We start from the raw sequence: 15,804 nt of genomic DNA, 5'->3' as shown, positions 1-15,804 counted from the left end.
AGGGGTTTGTCCTCGCGGCTGTTGGGCCGTTCCGACGAGTGAGACTTTAGCGGATTCCCGGCCCCCGAGCTAATCGGGGCCCCGTCCTTTCGAACGTGGATTCCTCATTCCGCAAAAGCACACGTAAACGCAGACGACGACCGATCAGAAGTCAGTCGTCGAGCGTTGAATGGTCTTGCGGAGTGGCTGTCCGGGGACCGACCGGGGTCGGCGCTCACGGCGGACAACTCGGAGAACACTACGGATGGGCCCGGGGCGTGTCAACTTCGCGCCCCGGGGTCGTACGGCGGTCAGCTGTTGTTGCCGGAGGCCAGTTCGCGGCTGCGGTCGCGGGCGGCTTCGAGGGCCGCGATGAGGGCGGCGCGGACGCCGTGGCTTTCGAGCTCGCGGATGGCGTTGATGGTCGTGCCGGCCGGGGACGTCACGTTCTCGCGGAGCCTGACCGGGTGCTCGCCGCTGTCGCGCAGCATCGTGGCCGCGCCGATGGCGGACTGGACGATGAGGTCGTGGGCCTTGTCGCGCGGGAGGCCGAGCAGGATGCCCGCGTCCGTCATGGCTTCCACGAGAAAGAAGAAGTAGGCCGGGCCCGAGCCGGAGAGTGCCGTGCACGCGTCCTGCTGGGACTCGGGGACGCGGAGGGTCTTGCCCACCGAGCCGAAGAGTTCCTCGGCGTGCGTCAGGTGCGCGCTCGTCGCGTGGGTGCCTGCGGAGATGACGGACATGGCCTCGTCGACCAGGGCCGGGGTGTTCGTCATGACGCGGACCACCGGGGTGCCCTCGGGGAGGCGCTCCTCGAAGAACGTGGTGGGGATGCCGGCCGCGCCGCTGATGACCAGGCGGTCCGCCGGGACGTGCGGGGCGAGTTCCGTGAGCAGCGTGCCCATGTCCTGCGGCTTGACCGTGAGGATCAGGGTGTCGGCCTCCTTGGCCGCCTCCTCGTTGGTGACCGGAGTGACGCCGTACCGGTCGCGGAGTTCCTCGGCCCGTTCCGGTCGGCGGGTCGTGACCATGAGGTCGCTCGGTGCCCAGCCGCCGCGGATCATTCCACTGAGCAGGGCTTCACCGATCTTGCCCGTGCCGAGTACGGCGACCTTGTGGCGCGAGTGCTGGCTCATGAGCGGGGCCTTCCGTGTGCGTCCGTCCGTCCGCAGGCATCCTCGCATCGGTGGTGGCCGCCGTTCGCGGCTGTCCGGTGGGCGGAACGGGCCGGGGCTCCGGTACGGGCGGCCGGGTCTCACGCCGTGCGGCGGCGCAGGGTCGCCGCGCCGAGGCCCAGGACCAGGACCGCGCAGCCGGCGACGATCACGACGTCGCGGACGTAGGTGGCGGTGAGGTCGGTGTGCTTGAGGACCTCGTTCATGCCGTCGACCGCGTACGACATGGGGAGCACGTCGGAGATCGCCTCCAGGATCGGGTGCATGTTGGCGCGGGCGGTGAACAGTCCGCAGAGCAGCAGCTGCGGGAAGATCACCGCCGGCATGAACTGGACCGCCTGGAACTCCGATGCCGCGAAGGCCGAGACGAAGAGGCCGAGGGCCGTGCCGAGCAGGGCGTCGAGGAGGGCGACCAGGAGGAGGAGCCAGGCCGATCCGGTGACGTCGAGGTCCAGGACCCAGAGGGCGAGGCCGGTCGCCAGGAGCGACTGGATGATCGCCACGGTGCCGAAGGCGAGCGCGTAGCCGCCGATCAGATCGGCCTTCGCGAGCGGCATGGACAGGAGGCGTTCCAGGGTGCCGCTCGTGCGTTCGCGCAGTGTGGCGATGGAGGTCACCAGGAACATCGTGATCAGCGGGAAGATGCCGAGGAGCGAGGCGCCGATGGCGTTGAAGGTGGCCTGGCTGCCGTCGAACACGTAGCGGAGCAGGAAGAGCATCACGAACGGGACGAGCAGCATCAGGGCGATCGAGCGCGGGTCGTGGCGGAGCTGGCGCAGGACGCGGAGCGCGGTGGCGGTGGTGCGGTACGTGTTCATGGCGGGCTTCCCGGGGCGTCAGTGGGTGCGTCGGTGCATGCGTCGGTACGTACGTCAGTGCGTCGTGGGGCGGGGCGCGCTCGCGTTCGCCTCGTCGACCAGGTGGAGGAAGGCCTCCTCGACCGTGGCGGTCGCGGTGCGCTCGCGCAGGGCGTCGGGGCCGTCGTCGGCGAGGAGTTCGCCCTCGCGCATGAGGAGGAGGCGGTGGCAGCGCTCGGCCTCGTCCATGACGTGCGAGGAGACGAGGATCGTGGCGCCGCGGGCGGCGAGGTCGTGGAAGAGGTTCCACAGGTCGCGGCGGAGGACCGGGTCGAGGCCGACCGTCGGCTCGTCGAGGACGAGGAGTTCGGGGGTGCCGAGGAGGGCGACGGCCAGGGAGACGCGGCTGAGCTGGCCGCCGGAGAGGGTGCCGGCGAGCGCGTCGGCGTGGGAGGCGAGGTCCACGTCGGTGAGGACCCGGTCGGCCTCGGCCCGGCGGCGGTCGGCCGCGGACCTGCCGGGGAGCAGGACGGACGCGAAGTAGTCGAGGTTCTGGCGGATGGTGAGGTCGAGGTAGACGGAGGGGGCCTGGGTCACGTAGCCGACGCGGGAGCGCAGCTTTGGGTGGCCTGCCGGGTGGTCGAGGACCGTGAGGGTGCCGGTGACCTTGGCCTGGGTGCCGACGACGGCGCGCATGAGGGTCGACTTGCCGCAGCCCGAGGGGCCGAGCAGGCCGGTGATCTGGCCGCGCGGGACGGTGAAGTCCAGGCCGCGCAGCACGGTGCGGGGGCCTCGGACGACGGTGAGTCCGGCGGCGTCCACGGCGGGCGACTGCGTTTTATTCATCACACGATGAATAATCCTCCGGGCCTCTCGCGCCGTCAAGGCATACGGAGGTCAGGGGCGGCGCACCACCGTGAGCTCCACCGCGTACGCGTCCTCGACGATGCCGTCGGGGAAGGTGCGCAGGAGCTGGGCGCGCTCGTCGGCGAGGACGGGGGCGGAGCGCTCGGGGCCGAGGACCGCGAAGTACGAGCGGCTGGCCAGGTGTCCCAGGTGGGTGTCGACCGGGATGCGGCGGGTCCAGTGCAGTCGGCGGTGGACGGGGACGGGCGCCGGGTCGAGGCCGAGCGCCGTGACGAGGCGCGGGGCGTCGGAGCCGACGCCGTGCCGGTGGTAGCCGGGGAGGCGTTCCCTGAGGCGGGTCTCCTGGGCGGCGGTCCACTCGACGTCGGGGTCGGGCACGTTCCACCACAGGGCGAGCGCGCCGCCGGGGCGCAGCACGCGCAGCGCCTCAGGGACCGAGCGCGCCGGGTCGGTCCAGTGCCAGGACTGGGCGTACGTGATCAGGTCGAGGCTCGCGTCCGCGAACGGGAGGGCGTCGCCGACGGCGCGGACGAGGGGGATGCCGGGGTGGGCGCGGCGCAGTTCGGCGCCCATGCCGGGGCCCGGTTCCACGGCGACGACCTCGGCGCCGCGCCCGGCGAGCAGGGTGGTCGCGATGCCGGTGCCCGCGCCCACGTCGGCGACGCGTGCACCGTGCAGCGGGCGGTCCGCCAACTCCGCTACCGCGTCGAAGAGTTGCGGAGGGTAGCCGGGGCGGGCGGTGGCGTACTGGTGGGCCACCGAGTCGAAGGAGCGGGCGAAGTCGGCTTCTGAGGGCATGGGGGCATCGTGCCCGCGCCCCGCCGGGTTGTCAGGATTTGCGCTTCTTCTTCGACGGGTTGCCGGTGCGCCGGGCCGAGCGGCGCACGTACTGGTCGCGGGCCGTCTCGTACTCCTGCCTGCGCAGCTTCTCGCCGGGGGCCTCGACCAGGCAGCGCATTGCGTACGCGAGCAGGACGCCGACGAAGCCGATCGCCATGAAGCCGCGCAGCGACGCCTGCTTCTCGGGGTCGTGGCGCTCGGTGAAGCCGGTGCGGGTGCGGGCGAAGGCGAGCGCGCTGCACACCGCGAACATCACGACGAGCAGCACGTTCACCAGGGATCCGACGTCGGCGATCGCCAGTCCCTCGTAGGCGAAGCGGAGCACGAAGCAGCCGGCGACGGCCAGGGCGAGCGCGCCCACGCCGACCGCGGCACGGCGCAGGCCGTAGTTGCCGCTGTGGTCGACCCAGGTCGTGCCGAAGAAGCGGATCTCCTCGGGCTGGGGCCCCGGGGCCGGGGAGGTGCTGGGGGTGCCGGTTTCGTCGCTCACGCCCCCGATTATCACCGGACCGGGGTGCGGGGCCCGCAGCCCGGTCCGGTGGGGGTGCGCGCGGCTCAGGCGCAGCGGGGCGCCACGTAGCCGTCGCTACCCGTCTTCACGTAGGTGTCGGAGACGTACTCGCCGACGCCGATGTTGTCCCAGACCTTCGACGTGCCGTACGGGCCCGCGACCGTCTCGCCCGGCTTCTGGCAGAAGACCGAGACGCGCGCGCCCAGCGGCAGCACGCGCACGACGCGGTACTGCGTGCCGGGGCCGCTGCGGACGTTCACGTTGTAGCCCGGTGCCACCGGGTAGTTCATCGACGCTGCCGCCGCTTCCACCGACTGCTGAGCCGACTGCTCGTCCACTGCCACGGTTCCTGTCTCTCCCCGTCGGACGGGCCCCGTTCAGCGTTCATTGAGGGCCCGTTGAAACGTCTCTGCTGAACTGTCGAACACGCAGGCTAGCAAGGCTCGTTCGTGTCGTACGAACCATCGACTAGGCTCCGAGCGTCGCGCGTGCACGAAAGATCGCGACGTCATCCACGGGGGTGGACATGCCGTCACACAACAGCATCGGGTCCGGCGCGGAAGCGGAACTCCCGGAGTACGCCGGGAACTATCGGCTCACGGAGCGCCTGGGCGCGGGCGGCATGGGTGTCGTGCATCTGGCGCGGTCGGCGGCGGGGCTGCCGCTCGCGGTGAAGGTAGTGCACGCCGAGTTCGCCGAGGACCCCGAGTTCAGGGGGCGGTTCCGGCAGGAGGTGGCGGCCGCGCGGCGGGTCAGCGGGGCCTTCACCGCGCCGGTCGTGGACGCCGATCCGGAGGCCGGGCGGCCGTGGATGGCCACGCTGTACATCCCCGGCCCGACGCTCGCCGACCACGTCAAGCGGAACGGGCCGATGACGCCCGCGCAGCTGCGGCACCTGACGGCGGGCCTCGCGGAGGCGCTGCGCGACATCCACCGTGCCGGTGTCGTGCACCGCGATCTGAAGCCGAGCAATGTGCTGCTCGCCGAGGACAGCCCCAAGGTCATCGACTTCGGGATCTCCCGGCCCAAGGACAGCGAACTGCGCACCGAGACGGGCAAGTTGATCGGTACGCCGCCGTTCATGGCGCCCGAGCAGTTCCGCCGTCCGCGCGAAGTCGGCCCGGCCGCCGACGTGTTCGCGCTCGGCTCGCTGCTGGTGCACGCGGCGACGGGGCGCGGCCCGTTCGACTCCGACAGCCCCTACCTGGTGGCGTACCAAGTCGTGCACGACGAACCGGACGTGTCCGGCGTGCCCGAGGAGCTGGCGCCGCTCGTCCTCGACTGTCTGGCGAAGGAGCCGGAGGACCGGCCCACACCGGACGAGCTGATGGCGCGGCTGCGGCACATCGCGGCGCGGTACGACACGCAGGCGTACGGGACGCGGACGCGCGAGGCGGCACCCGCGTTCATACCGGCGCAGCGGTCGCCGGTCGAGTCCCGCCCTGTCGGCGCGCCCGGGGCCGTCGATGCCTTCGAGGTCGTCGGCTCCTCCGACCACACCGGCTCGCCCGAATACCTCGACTCCCCCGGCGAGGCGGTGGTCGCGCCGGAGCCGGCCGCCCGCAGGCGCGTGCGCCACCGCGGCCTGATCACCCTGGCCGGGGTCCTGGCGCTGGGCGGCGCGCTCACCGTGCCGCTCCTCACGAGTGGCGGCGACGGCACCGGCACGCGCACCGCGCCCGCCGGGTCCCCCACCACGTTCCACCCCTGGCAGCGCAAGCTCGGCGCCGACACCGCGCCCGCCTGCTCGTACGGGGCCGGGAGTCTGCACTGCGCCGTGCCGGGCGCGCTGGCCGTGGCGCTGGATCCGCGGGACGGTTCGGTGCTGTGGAAGCGGAAGGCGTCCGGCGCCCCGGGGGAGGTCGGCGGGGCGGCGCCCGTGGTGTCGGGCGGGCTGGTGCACGCGCTCACCCCGGACGGGTCCCGGCTCGTCGCGATGGACGCCGGTACGGGCACGTCGCGCTGGTCGAAGGACGTTTCGCGGTTCCAGGGGCAGGTGGGCCACGCGGCGGGGCGGGTGCTCCTCGCGGCGCCCGACGGCACGCTCAGCGCGCTCGACGGGGCGACCGGGAGACAGGAGTGGCAGCGCCGGCTGCCCGGTGCGCCGACCACCCAGCCCGTCCTCTCGGACGTCGGCGGGGGCCTCGCCTATGTGACGACTCCGGCGCCCGACGGGACGAACACGCTGGTGAGCGCGGTGGATCCGAAGACGGGCGACATCCGCTGGCAGCACAGCTCGCCGGGCAGCGCGACCCCGGTCGGGGTGTCCGGCGGTGTCGTCTGGTGCACGGAGCAGAACGCGTCGAGCGACACCGTCGCCCTCGTCGGCCACCGACTCACGGACGGGGCGGTCGCGCGCCGCGTACGGCTTTCGCTGCCGCTGACCGCCGCGACGGCGGCGCTGCACGGCGACACCGCGTATCTGCTCGCCTCAGGTGGCGGGCTCGTGGCGCAGGACCTGAAGTCGGGCAAGCAGCTGTGGCGCTCGGAGACCTCGGTGAGCCGGGGCTCGGCGCCCGCCGTCGACCCCGCGTCGGACCGGGTGTACGTATCGGCGCCCGACGGGCGGCTGCTCGCCGTGGACCGGCGTACCGGGGCCCCGGTCGGTCAGAGCAGCCCCCGGCCGGCGGGCCGCTCGGACCGGGTGGTCGTCGATCTCCCGGCACCGGTCGTGAGCGGCGGCCGGGTGTACGGCAGCGCTCCGGACGGCACCGTGTTCGGTGCCGCCACGGAGGACCGCTAGGGACTCGTCAGCCGAGCTGCGACACGTCGCGGACCGCGCCCGTGTCGGCGCTGGTCGCCATCGCGGCGTACGCGCGCAGAGCGGCCGAGACCTTGCGCTCGCGGGCCTTGGGGGCGTAGACGCCGCCCAGTGCCTCGCGCCGCGCGGCCAGCTCCTCCTCGCTCACGAGGAGTTCGATGCCGCGGTTGGGGATGTCGATGCGCACGCGGTCGCCGTCCTCGACGAGCGCGATCGTGCCACCGGCGGCGGCCTCGGGCGAGGCGTGGCCGATGGACAGGCCCGACGTGCCGCCGGAGAAGCGGCCGTCCGTGACGAGCGCGCACGCCTTTCCGAGGCCGCGGCCCTTCAGGTACGAGGTCGGGTAGAGCATCTCCTGCATGCCGGGGCCGCCCTTGGGGCCCTCGTAGCGGATGACGACGACGTCGCCCTCCTTGACCTGCTTGAGCAGGATCTTCTCGACGGCCTCCTCCTGCGACTCGCAGACGACGGCCGGGCCCTCGAAGGTCCAGATGGACTCGTCGACACCGGCGGTCTTCACGACGCAGCCGTTCTCGGCGAGGTTGCCCTTGAGAACGGCGAGGCCGCCGTCCTCCGAGTAGGCGTGGGCGACGTCGCGGATGCAGCCGCCCGCCGCGTCCGTGTCGAGGGAGTCCCAGCGCTCGGACTGCGAGAAGGCCTCGGCGGAGCGCTTGCAGCCGGGGGCCGCGTGCCACAGCTCATTGGCCTCGTCGGTCGCGGCGCCGCCGCGGATGTCCCAGGCGTCCAGCCATTCCTTGATGGACGCGGAGTGGACGGTGTGCACGTCCTCGTGGAGCAGACCGCCGCGGTACAGCTCGCCGAGGATCGCGGGGATGCCGCCGGCGCGGTGCACGTCCTCCATGTAGTACGTGCCGCCGGGCGCCACGTTCGGGGCGACCTTGGACAGGCACGGGACGCGGCGCGAGACGGCGTCCATGTCGGCCAGCGTGTAGTCGAGCTCGGCCTCCTGCGCGGCGGCCAGCAGGTGCAGGATCGTGTTCGTGGAGCCGCCCATGGAGATGTCGAGCGCCATGGCGTTGTCGAAGGCGGCGCGGGTCGCAATGTTGCGCGGCAGCACCGAGTCGTCGTCGCCGTCGTAGTAGCGCTTGGCGATCTCGACGACCGTGGCGCCCGCCTTCTCGTACAGCGCCTTGCGGGCGGTGTGCGTGGCGAGCACCGAGCCGTTGCCCGGCAGGGAGAGGCCGATGGCCTCGGTCAGGCAGTTCATCGAGTTGGCGGTGAACATGCCGGAACAGGAGCCGCACGTCGGACAGGCGTTCTCCTCGATGCGGAGGATGTCCTCGTCCGAGACGCTCTCGTTCACCGCGTCGCTGATCGCGTTGACCAGGTCGAGCTTGCGGACCGTGCCGTCGACCAGCGTGGCCTTGCCGGCCTCCATGGGGCCGCCGGAGACGAAGACCGTCGGGATGTTGAGCCGCAGCGCGGCGTTCAGCATGCCGGGCGTGATCTTGTCGCAGTTCGAGATGCAGATCAGCGCGTCCGCGCAGTGCGCCTCGACCATGTACTCGACCGAGTCCGCGATCAGGTCGCGGGAGGGCAGCGAGTAGAGCATGCCGCCGTGGCCCATCGCGATGCCGTCGTCGACCGCGATCGTGTTGAACTCGCGGGCGATGCCGCCGGCGGCCGTGATGGCCTCGCTGACGATGCGGCCCACGGGCGACAGGTGCGTGTGACCGGGCACGAACTCCGTGAAGGAGTTGGCGACCGCGACGATCGGCTTCCGGCCGATGTCCGCACCGGGTACACCGGAGGCACGCATAAGGGCGCGGGCGCCCGCCATGTTGCGGCCGTGGGTGACTGTGCGGGACCTCAGCTCGGGCATCGTCGCTCGCTCCTTCAGAGGGATGAAGACTGTCTCCCGAGACTACGCCGCCGATCCGAGCCCCGGACAGGGTGTCCGAATGACGGGACACCCGTCTCACGAGCTGCTACGCGGGCGGGCCTCACGGCCCGGTCAGATGCCCCTGCACCACGGGGGCGAGCCGCGCGATGATCCGCTCCGGGTCCGCGGAGGCCAGCGGCTCCGCCTTGATCACGTACCGGATCATCGCGGTGCCCATGAGCTGGGCGGCGGCCAGCGAGACCCGCAGTTCGGCCTCGCCCTCCGGCAGGTCGAGGCGCTCGGCGATCCGGGCGAGCAGCTGCGTGGCGACGAGCCGGCGGAGGACGCCCGCCGCCGCCTCGTTGTTCAGCGCGGAGCGCACGATGGCGAGCAGCGGGGCGCGGGTCGCGGGCGCCTCCCACACACCGAAGAAGAACCGGGTCATGCGCTCGCCGACCCCGTCCAGGGGGCCGTCCGCCAGCGCGGCGGGGGCGTCCAGGGCCGGGGCGAGCGCCACCTCGATCGACGCGGCGAACACCTGCTCCTTGGTGCCGAAGTAGTGGTGGACCAGGGCCGAGTCCACCCCGGCGGCCTTCGCGATGCCGCGCACCGAGGCCTTGTCGTAGCCACGCGCGGCGAACTCCTCGCGGGCCACGTCGAGGATCCGGGCCCGGGTGTCCCCGCTCTCCGTACGAGCGGGGCGGCCCCGGCGACGTACCGGCTCGGTCATGAACGCGGGATCCGCGCCGCCGACGCCAGGTGCAGCCGCGCGAAGGCGAGGGCCTCCGCCAGGTCGGCCTCGCGCTCGGCGCTGGACATGGCGCGCCGCGTGTTGACCTCGATGACGACGTGGCCGTCGAAGCCGGTCACGGCGAGGCGCTCCAGGAGTTCGGCGCAGGGCTGGGTGCCGCGGCCGGGCACGAGGTGCTCGTCCTTGTTCGACCCGCCGCCGTCGGCGAGATGCACATGGCCGAGCCGGTCTCCCATCCGGTCGATCATCTGCATCGCGTCGGTCCTCGCGGTCGCGGTGTGACTGAGGTCGACCGTGAAGTGCCGGTAGTCGTCCTTCGTCACGTCCCAGTCCGGCGCGTACGCGAGCATCTCGCGGTCCCGGTAGCGCCACGGGTACATGTTTTCGACGGCGAACCGCACATCGGTCTCGTCCGCCATTCTCCAGACGCCCTGCACGAACTCCCGCGCGTACTGCCGCTGCCAGCGGAACGGCGGGTGCACGACCACGGTCGACGCGCCCAGCTTCTCCGCGGCGGACCGCGCGCGCTGCAGTTTCACCCACGGGTCCGTCGACCACACGCGCTGCGTGATCAGCAGACATGGCGCGTGTACGGCGAGGATCGGGATGCGGTGGTAGTCGGAGAGGCGGCGCAGGGCCTCTATGTCCTGGCTGACGGGATCGGTCCAGACCATGACCTCAACGCCGTCGTAGCCCAGGCGCGCGGCGATCTCGAAGGCCGTCGCGGTCGACTCCGGATATACAGAGGCCGTCGACAGGGCGACCTTCGCATCCGGGATGCGCACCACTGGTTCTGCCACGGGGACAGGGTACGGGGCTCCGTCCGTCGCCGTGCGCCCACCCGTTCCCAGGCCTCGGGGCTCCGCCCCGGACCCCGCGGGCTCTCGTCCGAAAGGCGGGCTGAAAAGATCGGGGCTCCGCCCCGGACCCCGCGCCTCAATCGCCGGCGGGGCTTGAAATACCGGCACCGGTACCGCCTGGGGTCAGGTCGTCGGCAGGTGGTCGAGGCGGCGGAGGATGACGCCCTCGCGGAGGGCCCAGGGGCAGATTTCGAGGGTCTCGACGCCGAAGAGGTCCATCGCACCCTCCGCCACCAGCGCCCCGGCGAGGAGCTGACCGGCGCGGCCCTCCGAGACGCCCGGCAGCTCGGCGCGCTCGTCCACGGTCATCGCGGCGAGCCGGGGCACCCAGTCCTCCAGGGACTTGCGCTTCAACTCACGCTGTACGTAGAGCCCTTCCGCGGAGCGGGCCGCCCCGGCCAGGCGCGCCAGCTGCTTGAACGTCTTCGACGTGGCCACCACGTGGTCCGGTGCGCCGAACCGGCTGAACTCCCCGACCGTGCGCGCGATCTGCGCCCGCACATGCCGCCGCAGCGCCTTCACGTCGTCCGGATCCGCCGGGTCCCCCGGCAGCCAGCCGCCCGTCAGCCGCCCCGCACCGAGCGGCAGCGACACCGCGGCGTCCGGCTCCTCGTCGATGCCGTACGCGATCTCCAGCGAACCGCCGCCGATGTCGAGCACCAGCAGCCTGCCCGCGGACCAGCCGAACCAGCGCCGGGCCGCGAGGAACGTGAGCCGTGCCTCTTCCTCGCCGCTGAGCACCCGTAGTTCGACGCCCGTGGCCTCCTTGACCCGCGCGAGGACGTCGTCGGCGTTGCTGGCCTCGCGCACCGCCGACGTCGCGAACGGCAGCAGGTCCTCCACGCCCTTGTCCTCGGCGGCCTCCAGCGCCTCGCTGACCGTCCCGATCAGCTGGTCCACGCCGTCGGGCCCGATCGCCCCGCGGTCGTCGAGGAGTTGGGCGAGGCGCAATTCGGCCTTGTGCGAATGCGCGGGCAGGGGGCGGGCGCCCGGATGCGCGTCCACCACGAGCAGATGGACCGTATTCGAACCCACGTCGAGGACACCGAGTCTCATGTAAAGAACGCTACTGCTCCGGACGGCTTGCCCGGTCCGGGAGGTCGGAGTGAAGCCCCTTGCGCGCTTACTCTGGAACGGTGCCAAAGACGAAAAAGGCCAAGGCCGACAAGAGCGACAAGAAGACGAAGTCGGCAAAGCAGGAGCTGAAGAACCAGAAAGAACTTCGGAAGCAGAAGGCCGGACCGGCGGCCGAGCCGGACGAGAAGCCCATCGACTTCCCGCGCGCGTGGGTCGAGTTCCCGGATCCGGCGGACGACGAGCAGGTCTTCCGCTGCGATCTGACATGGCTGACCTCTCGTTGGAGCTGCATCTTCGGCAGCGGCTGCCAGGGCATCCAGGCGGGCCGCGCCGACGACGGCTGCTGCACGCTCGGCGCCCACTTCTCCGACGAGGACGACGAGAAGCGGGTGGCGCAGCACGTGGCACGCCTCACGCCGGACATCTGGCAGCACCACGACGTCGGCACCGAGACCGGCTGGGTGTCGACGGACGAGGACGGGGACCGCCAGACCCGCCCGTACGAGGGCTCGTGCATCTTCCAGAACCGGCCGGGCTTCAAGGGCGGTGCGGGCTGCTCGCTGCACATCCTGGCGCTCAAGGAGGGCCGCGAGCCCCTGGAGACGAAGCCGGACGTCTGCTGGCAGCTCCCGGTCCGCCGTACCTACGAGTGGATCGAGCGGCCGGACGACACCAAGATCCTCCAGGTCTCGATCGGCGAGTACGACCGCCGCGGCTGGGGTCCGGGCGGCCACGACCTGCACTGGTGGTGCACGTCGGCGACCTCGGCGCACGGCGCGGGCGACCCGGTCTACGTCAGTTACGGGCCGGAGCTCACCGAGCTGATGGGCAAGGCCGGTTACGACAAGCTGGTCGAGCTGTGCGAGGAGCGGCTCGCGGCCGCGCCCAAGGGGCTGCCGCTGGTCGCCCCGCACCCCGCCGACCCGGCGTAACGCACTCACCCGGCGGTCCGGAGTCCGGCGTCAGGGGGTCTGGGACGGCGATCCCGTCCCGGACCCGTCGGTCTCGGACGGCGACGGCGAGTCGGTCGGCGATCCCGAGTCGGTGGGCTCGGGGTCGCTCGGGCTCGGCGTCGGGTTCTCGGTCGGCTGCGTCGTCGGGTCGGGCGAGGTGCGCGTCGGTGTCGGCGTGGGCCGGGTCGACGGGGAGGAGTGGGACGGCGAGGGCCGCGAGGTGCCGCCTCCACCGCCGGAACCGGAACCCCCGTACCCCTCAAGGGAGATGACCGCCCCTGAGGGGTCGATCCCGACGTGGGCGGTCCAGTGCCCGCGCGGCTCGCGCCGCTGGTCCACGTAGACGTGGATCGTCAGCGACTCGCCGGGGCGCAGCGTCCCCGATGCCTGGCTCAGGTACAGCCACGACGCGTCCGTGGAGGCGCTCCAGTCGACGGGCGAGCGGCCCGACGCGGTGAGCGTGATCGCCGTCGCGTTCCCACTGGGCTGGGCCTCCACCGTGATGCGGCCGGGGCCGCGGCCCGCGTGCGCGGGCGGCGACGTGACCTCCACGGAGACGTCGGGCGAGCGGCTGCCCGCGGTGAAGCCGGGGTCGGGGCTCGTCTGCGCGTTCCCCGCGTTCTCGTACGCGCCGCCGGTGCGCTCGCCGTCGAGGTGGTCGGGCCCGCCCTCCTCGCTGGCCGTCACGGAGCGTCCGTCCGCGGCCTCGCCGGTCAGCGGCGCGCCCCGGTAGGCGGCCCACAGGGCGAGCACCGGGGCGGCGACCACGGTGGCGACCACGGTCGTCGTCACGGCACGCGAGCGGAGCCGGTCGCGGCGGGCCGCCCGGTCCTTGGGGTCCATCGGGTAGCCGCGCCGGTCGAAGCGCGGGGCGCCGCCGGCCCGCCGGCTGTGCATCGCGAAGTGCAGGGCCGGGCGCGGGGCCTCCACGAGGGGCAGCGCGGCGGGCTTCACCGACGTGCCGGGCCAGGCGCTGGGCGCGGCGCGCTCCGCGGTGCGGCGGCAGCGCGGGCAGTTGTCGACGTGCCGGACCAGCTCGCGGCGCAGGGCGGCCGAGAGCAGCACCTGGTTGTCCCCCGTGAGGCGGGCGACGCTGGGGCAGGTGCCGGTCTCGACGACGGCGAGGGCGGCGCGGGTCCGCTCGACCTCGCAGGCCGCGGCCGAGAGCAGCTCGCGGGTGGCGGTGGGGTCGCTGCCGAGGACGGCGGCGACCTCGCGCGGGGACAGCTGGTGGCGCACGGCCAGCTCCAGGGCCTCGCGCTGCTCGGGGGTGGTGCCCGCGGCCTCCGGCCAGGCGAGCTGGGCCAGTTGCCGCCTGCGCTCCTCCTGGAGGAGCCCGTCCTCCTGGCCGCCCTCGGAGCCACCGTTCTTCGCGGGCTCGGAGGCGCGCTGGCCGCTGGCGTGCGCCCCCTGCCTGCGCCGATTGGCCTCGGCCAGCCTGCGCAGGCAGGACCAGCGGGCCAGCGCGTAGAGCCAGGCCCTGCGCTCGGCGGGCGAATCGCCTGCCGGGGCGCGCGAGCCGCGCCGCTCGGCGAGCGCGAGGGCGTCACCGAGGGCCTCGGTCGCCTCGTCGTGGTCGCAGAGCACGGAGAGGCAGTAGGTGAACAGGCCGTCCAGACAGGACTCGTAGCGGGCGGGCGGACGCTGCGGGGCGGTGCGCGGCCCCTGCCGCCTCGCCCCGGTGCGGTGCGCCCGGTGCGCGCCGGTGGTCTGTGTGGGAGTTTCCGGCCTGCTGCTCATCACCGTGCGACCGTAGGCGCAGCACACGGGGGCTTCCTCCCCCTTGAGCACATTTAATCCTTACGGGTGAAACGATCCCTCAAAAGAGGACAGGAATCCGCCATTCCGTGGCCAGCGCGGCTACGCGGGGCGACCGCCAGAGGCACATGCCGACGGGAACGACGACGTCAACGGCGGTGCCCGCCGCGTTGTCAGTGCTGCCCGCTACGGTTTCGTCCATGGCTGCCCGTACGAAATCCAAGGACCGTCCGTCCTACCGCTGCACCGAATGCGGCTGGCAGACGGCCAAGTGGCTGGGCCGCTGCCCCGAGTGCCAGGCGTGGGGGACGATCGACGAGTACGGCGCGCCCGCCGTGCGCACCACCGCACCGGGCCGCGTCACCACGTCGGCGCTGCCCATCGGCAAGGTCGACGGCAAGCAGGCGACGGCCCGGACCACCGGCGTGCCCGAGCTGGACCGGGTCCTCGGCGGCGGCCTGGTGCCCGGCGCGGTGGTGCTGCTCGCGGGCGAGCCCGGCGTCGGCAAGTCCACGCTGCTGCTGGACGTGGCGGCGAAGTCGGCCAGTGACGAGCACAAGACCCTCTACGTGACGGGCGAGGAGTCCGCCTCCCAGGTCCGCCTGCGCGCCGACCGCATCCACGCGATCGACGACCACCTGTACCTGGCGGCCGAGACCGACCTGGCCTCCGTCCTCGGCCACTTGGACGCGGTGAAGCCGTCGCTGCTGATCCTGGACTCCGTACAGACCGTGGCGTCCGGGGAGATCGACGGGGCGCCCGGCGGCATGGCCCAGGTCCGCGAGGTGGCCGGGGCGCTGATCCGCGCCTCCAAGGAGCGCGGCATGTCCACGCTCCTGGTCGGTCACGTCACCAAGGAGGGCGCCATCGCGGGCCCGCGCCTCCTGGAGCACCTGGTCGACGTCGTCCTGAACTTCGAGGGCGACCGGCACGCGCGCCTGCGCCTCGTCCGCGGCGTCAAGAACCGCTACGGGACGACGGACGAGGTCGGCTGCTTCGAGCTGCACGACGAGGGCATCACGGGCCTGGCCGACCCCAGCGGCCTGTTCCTGACCCGGCGCGACGAGCCGGTGCCCGGCACCTGCCTGACCGTCACCCTGGAGGGCCGCCGCCCGCTGGTCGCCGAGGTCCAGGCGCTCACGGTCGACTCCCAGATCCCCTCCCCGCGGCGTACGACGTCCGGGCTGGAGACCTCCCGCGTCTCGATGATGCTGGCCGTGCTCGAACAGCGCGGGCGGATCAGCGCGTTGGGCAAGCGGGACATCTACTCCGCGACGGTCGGCGGAGTGAAGCTCTCCGAGCCCGCCGCCGACCTGGCCATCGCCCTCGCCCTCGCCTCCGCGGCGAGCGACACCCCGCTGCCCAAGAACCTCGTCGCGATCGGAGAAGTGGGCCTCGCGGGCGAGGTCAGGCGGGTCACGGGCGTGCAGCGCCGGCTCGCCGAGGCGCACCGGCTCGGGTTCACGCACGCGCTGGTCCCGGCCGATCCCGGAAAGATTCCGGCCGGTATGAAGGTCCTGGAAGTCGCCGATATAGGGGATGCTCTGCGGGTGCTGCCGACGGGTCGTCGCCGAGAGGCCCCACGGGAGCCGGAGCAGCGCCGGTAGACTTTGCCCTGGTCTCGCCTGTGCG

General features: G+C 72.7%; 14 protein-coding genes. 3 read left to right on the top strand and 11 right to left on the bottom strand.

The genetic code is table 11. The features are described from left to right. Positions 1–290 precede the first annotated feature (290 nt). From proC to ACY34M_RS31010, 6 genes are all read right to left on the bottom strand, one after another. Complete coding sequence (gene proC / locus ACY34M_RS31035; RefSeq protein ID WP_462721481.1) at positions 291–1,115, bottom strand: pyrroline-5-carboxylate reductase; 825 nt, start codon at positions 1,113–1,115, stop codon at positions 291–293. Between the two features lie 119 nt (positions 1,116–1,234). After that, on the bottom strand, positions 1,235–1,972 hold the full coding sequence (locus tag ACY34M_RS31030) for an ABC transporter permease (RefSeq protein ID WP_462721482.1): 738 nt from the start codon (positions 1,970–1,972) through the stop codon (positions 1,235–1,237). 54 nt (positions 1,973–2,026) lie between these two features. After that, positions 2,027–2,797 (bottom strand): ABC transporter ATP-binding protein, encoded by a 771-nt coding sequence (locus tag ACY34M_RS31025; RefSeq protein WP_462721483.1) that lies wholly within the window; start codon positions 2,795–2,797, stop codon positions 2,027–2,029. A 51-nt stretch (positions 2,798–2,848) separates the two neighbouring features. Further along, the gene (locus tag ACY34M_RS31020) at positions 2,849–3,616 is read right to left on the bottom strand and encodes a class I SAM-dependent methyltransferase (RefSeq protein ID WP_462721484.1); all 768 of its coding nucleotides are present in this window, start codon (positions 3,614–3,616) and stop codon (positions 2,849–2,851) included. Positions 3,617–3,647: 31 nt separating this feature from the next. Continuing rightward, positions 3,648–4,148, bottom strand: coding sequence for an EamA/RhaT family transporter (locus tag ACY34M_RS31015; RefSeq protein WP_462721485.1), 501 nt, complete (start codon positions 4,146–4,148; stop codon positions 3,648–3,650). A 65-nt stretch (positions 4,149–4,213) separates the two neighbouring features. After that, positions 4,214–4,459 carry an SH3 domain-containing protein gene (locus ACY34M_RS31010; protein WP_462721654.1) on the bottom strand — a complete coding sequence of 82 codons (246 nt, stop codon included), beginning with the start codon at positions 4,457–4,459 and terminating at the stop codon, positions 4,214–4,216. Between the two features lie 236 nt (positions 4,460–4,695). Between ACY34M_RS31010 and ACY34M_RS31005 the strand changes: the two genes are divergently transcribed. Continuing rightward, positions 4,696–6,912: a protein kinase domain-containing protein gene (locus tag ACY34M_RS31005; RefSeq protein WP_462721486.1), complete on the top strand. Its 2,217-nt coding sequence runs from the start codon at positions 4,696–4,698 to the stop codon at positions 6,910–6,912. Positions 6,913–6,919: 7 nt separating this feature from the next. On the opposite strand, the gene ilvD is transcribed toward ACY34M_RS31005, so the two are convergent. From ilvD to ACY34M_RS30985, 4 genes are all read right to left on the bottom strand, one after another. After that, on the bottom strand, positions 6,920–8,773 hold the full coding sequence (gene ilvD / locus ACY34M_RS31000) for a dihydroxy-acid dehydratase (RefSeq protein WP_462721487.1): 1,854 nt from the start codon (positions 8,771–8,773) through the stop codon (positions 6,920–6,922). A gap of 121 nt (positions 8,774–8,894) precedes the next feature. Further along, a complete protein-coding gene (locus tag ACY34M_RS30995; protein ID WP_462721488.1) occupies positions 8,895–9,503 on the bottom strand; it encodes a TetR/AcrR family transcriptional regulator in 609 nt (202 codons plus the stop codon). Further along, positions 9,500–10,324: a sugar phosphate isomerase/epimerase family protein gene (locus tag ACY34M_RS30990; RefSeq protein WP_462721489.1), complete on the bottom strand. Its 825-nt coding sequence runs from the start codon at positions 10,322–10,324 to the stop codon at positions 9,500–9,502. Before ACY34M_RS30990 ends, ACY34M_RS30995 begins: the two co-directional genes overlap by 4 nt. Before the next feature lie 183 nt (positions 10,325–10,507). Beyond that, the gene (locus tag ACY34M_RS30985) at positions 10,508–11,440 is read right to left on the bottom strand and encodes a Ppx/GppA family phosphatase (protein ID WP_462721490.1); all 933 of its coding nucleotides are present in this window, start codon (positions 11,438–11,440) and stop codon (positions 10,508–10,510) included. Between the two features lie 80 nt (positions 11,441–11,520). On the opposite strand from ACY34M_RS30985, the gene ACY34M_RS30980 reads away from it, so the two are divergent. Continuing rightward, positions 11,521–12,393 carry a hypothetical protein gene (locus ACY34M_RS30980; protein ID WP_462721491.1) on the top strand — a complete coding sequence of 291 codons (873 nt, stop codon included), beginning with the start codon at positions 11,521–11,523 and terminating at the stop codon, positions 12,391–12,393. A 30-nt stretch (positions 12,394–12,423) separates the two neighbouring features. Here ACY34M_RS30980 and ACY34M_RS30975 read toward each other — a convergent pair whose 3' ends face one another. Continuing rightward, complete coding sequence (locus ACY34M_RS30975; protein WP_462721492.1) at positions 12,424–14,154, bottom strand: BACON domain-containing protein; 1,731 nt, start codon at positions 14,152–14,154, stop codon at positions 12,424–12,426. Positions 14,155–14,372: 218 nt separating this feature from the next. Here ACY34M_RS30975 and radA point away from each other — a divergent pair, with 218 nt between their 5' ends. After that, on the top strand, positions 14,373–15,779 hold the full coding sequence (gene radA, locus ACY34M_RS30970; protein WP_462721493.1) for a DNA repair protein RadA: 1,407 nt from the start codon (positions 14,373–14,375) through the stop codon (positions 15,777–15,779). Positions 15,780–15,804: the final 25 nt, after the last annotated feature.

This window comes from Streptomyces sp. EDA2-14 (assembly GCF_054963755.1).
The sequence above is the reverse complement of the archived record's forward strand: the minus strand, read 5'-3'. Positions and strand labels throughout refer to the sequence as shown.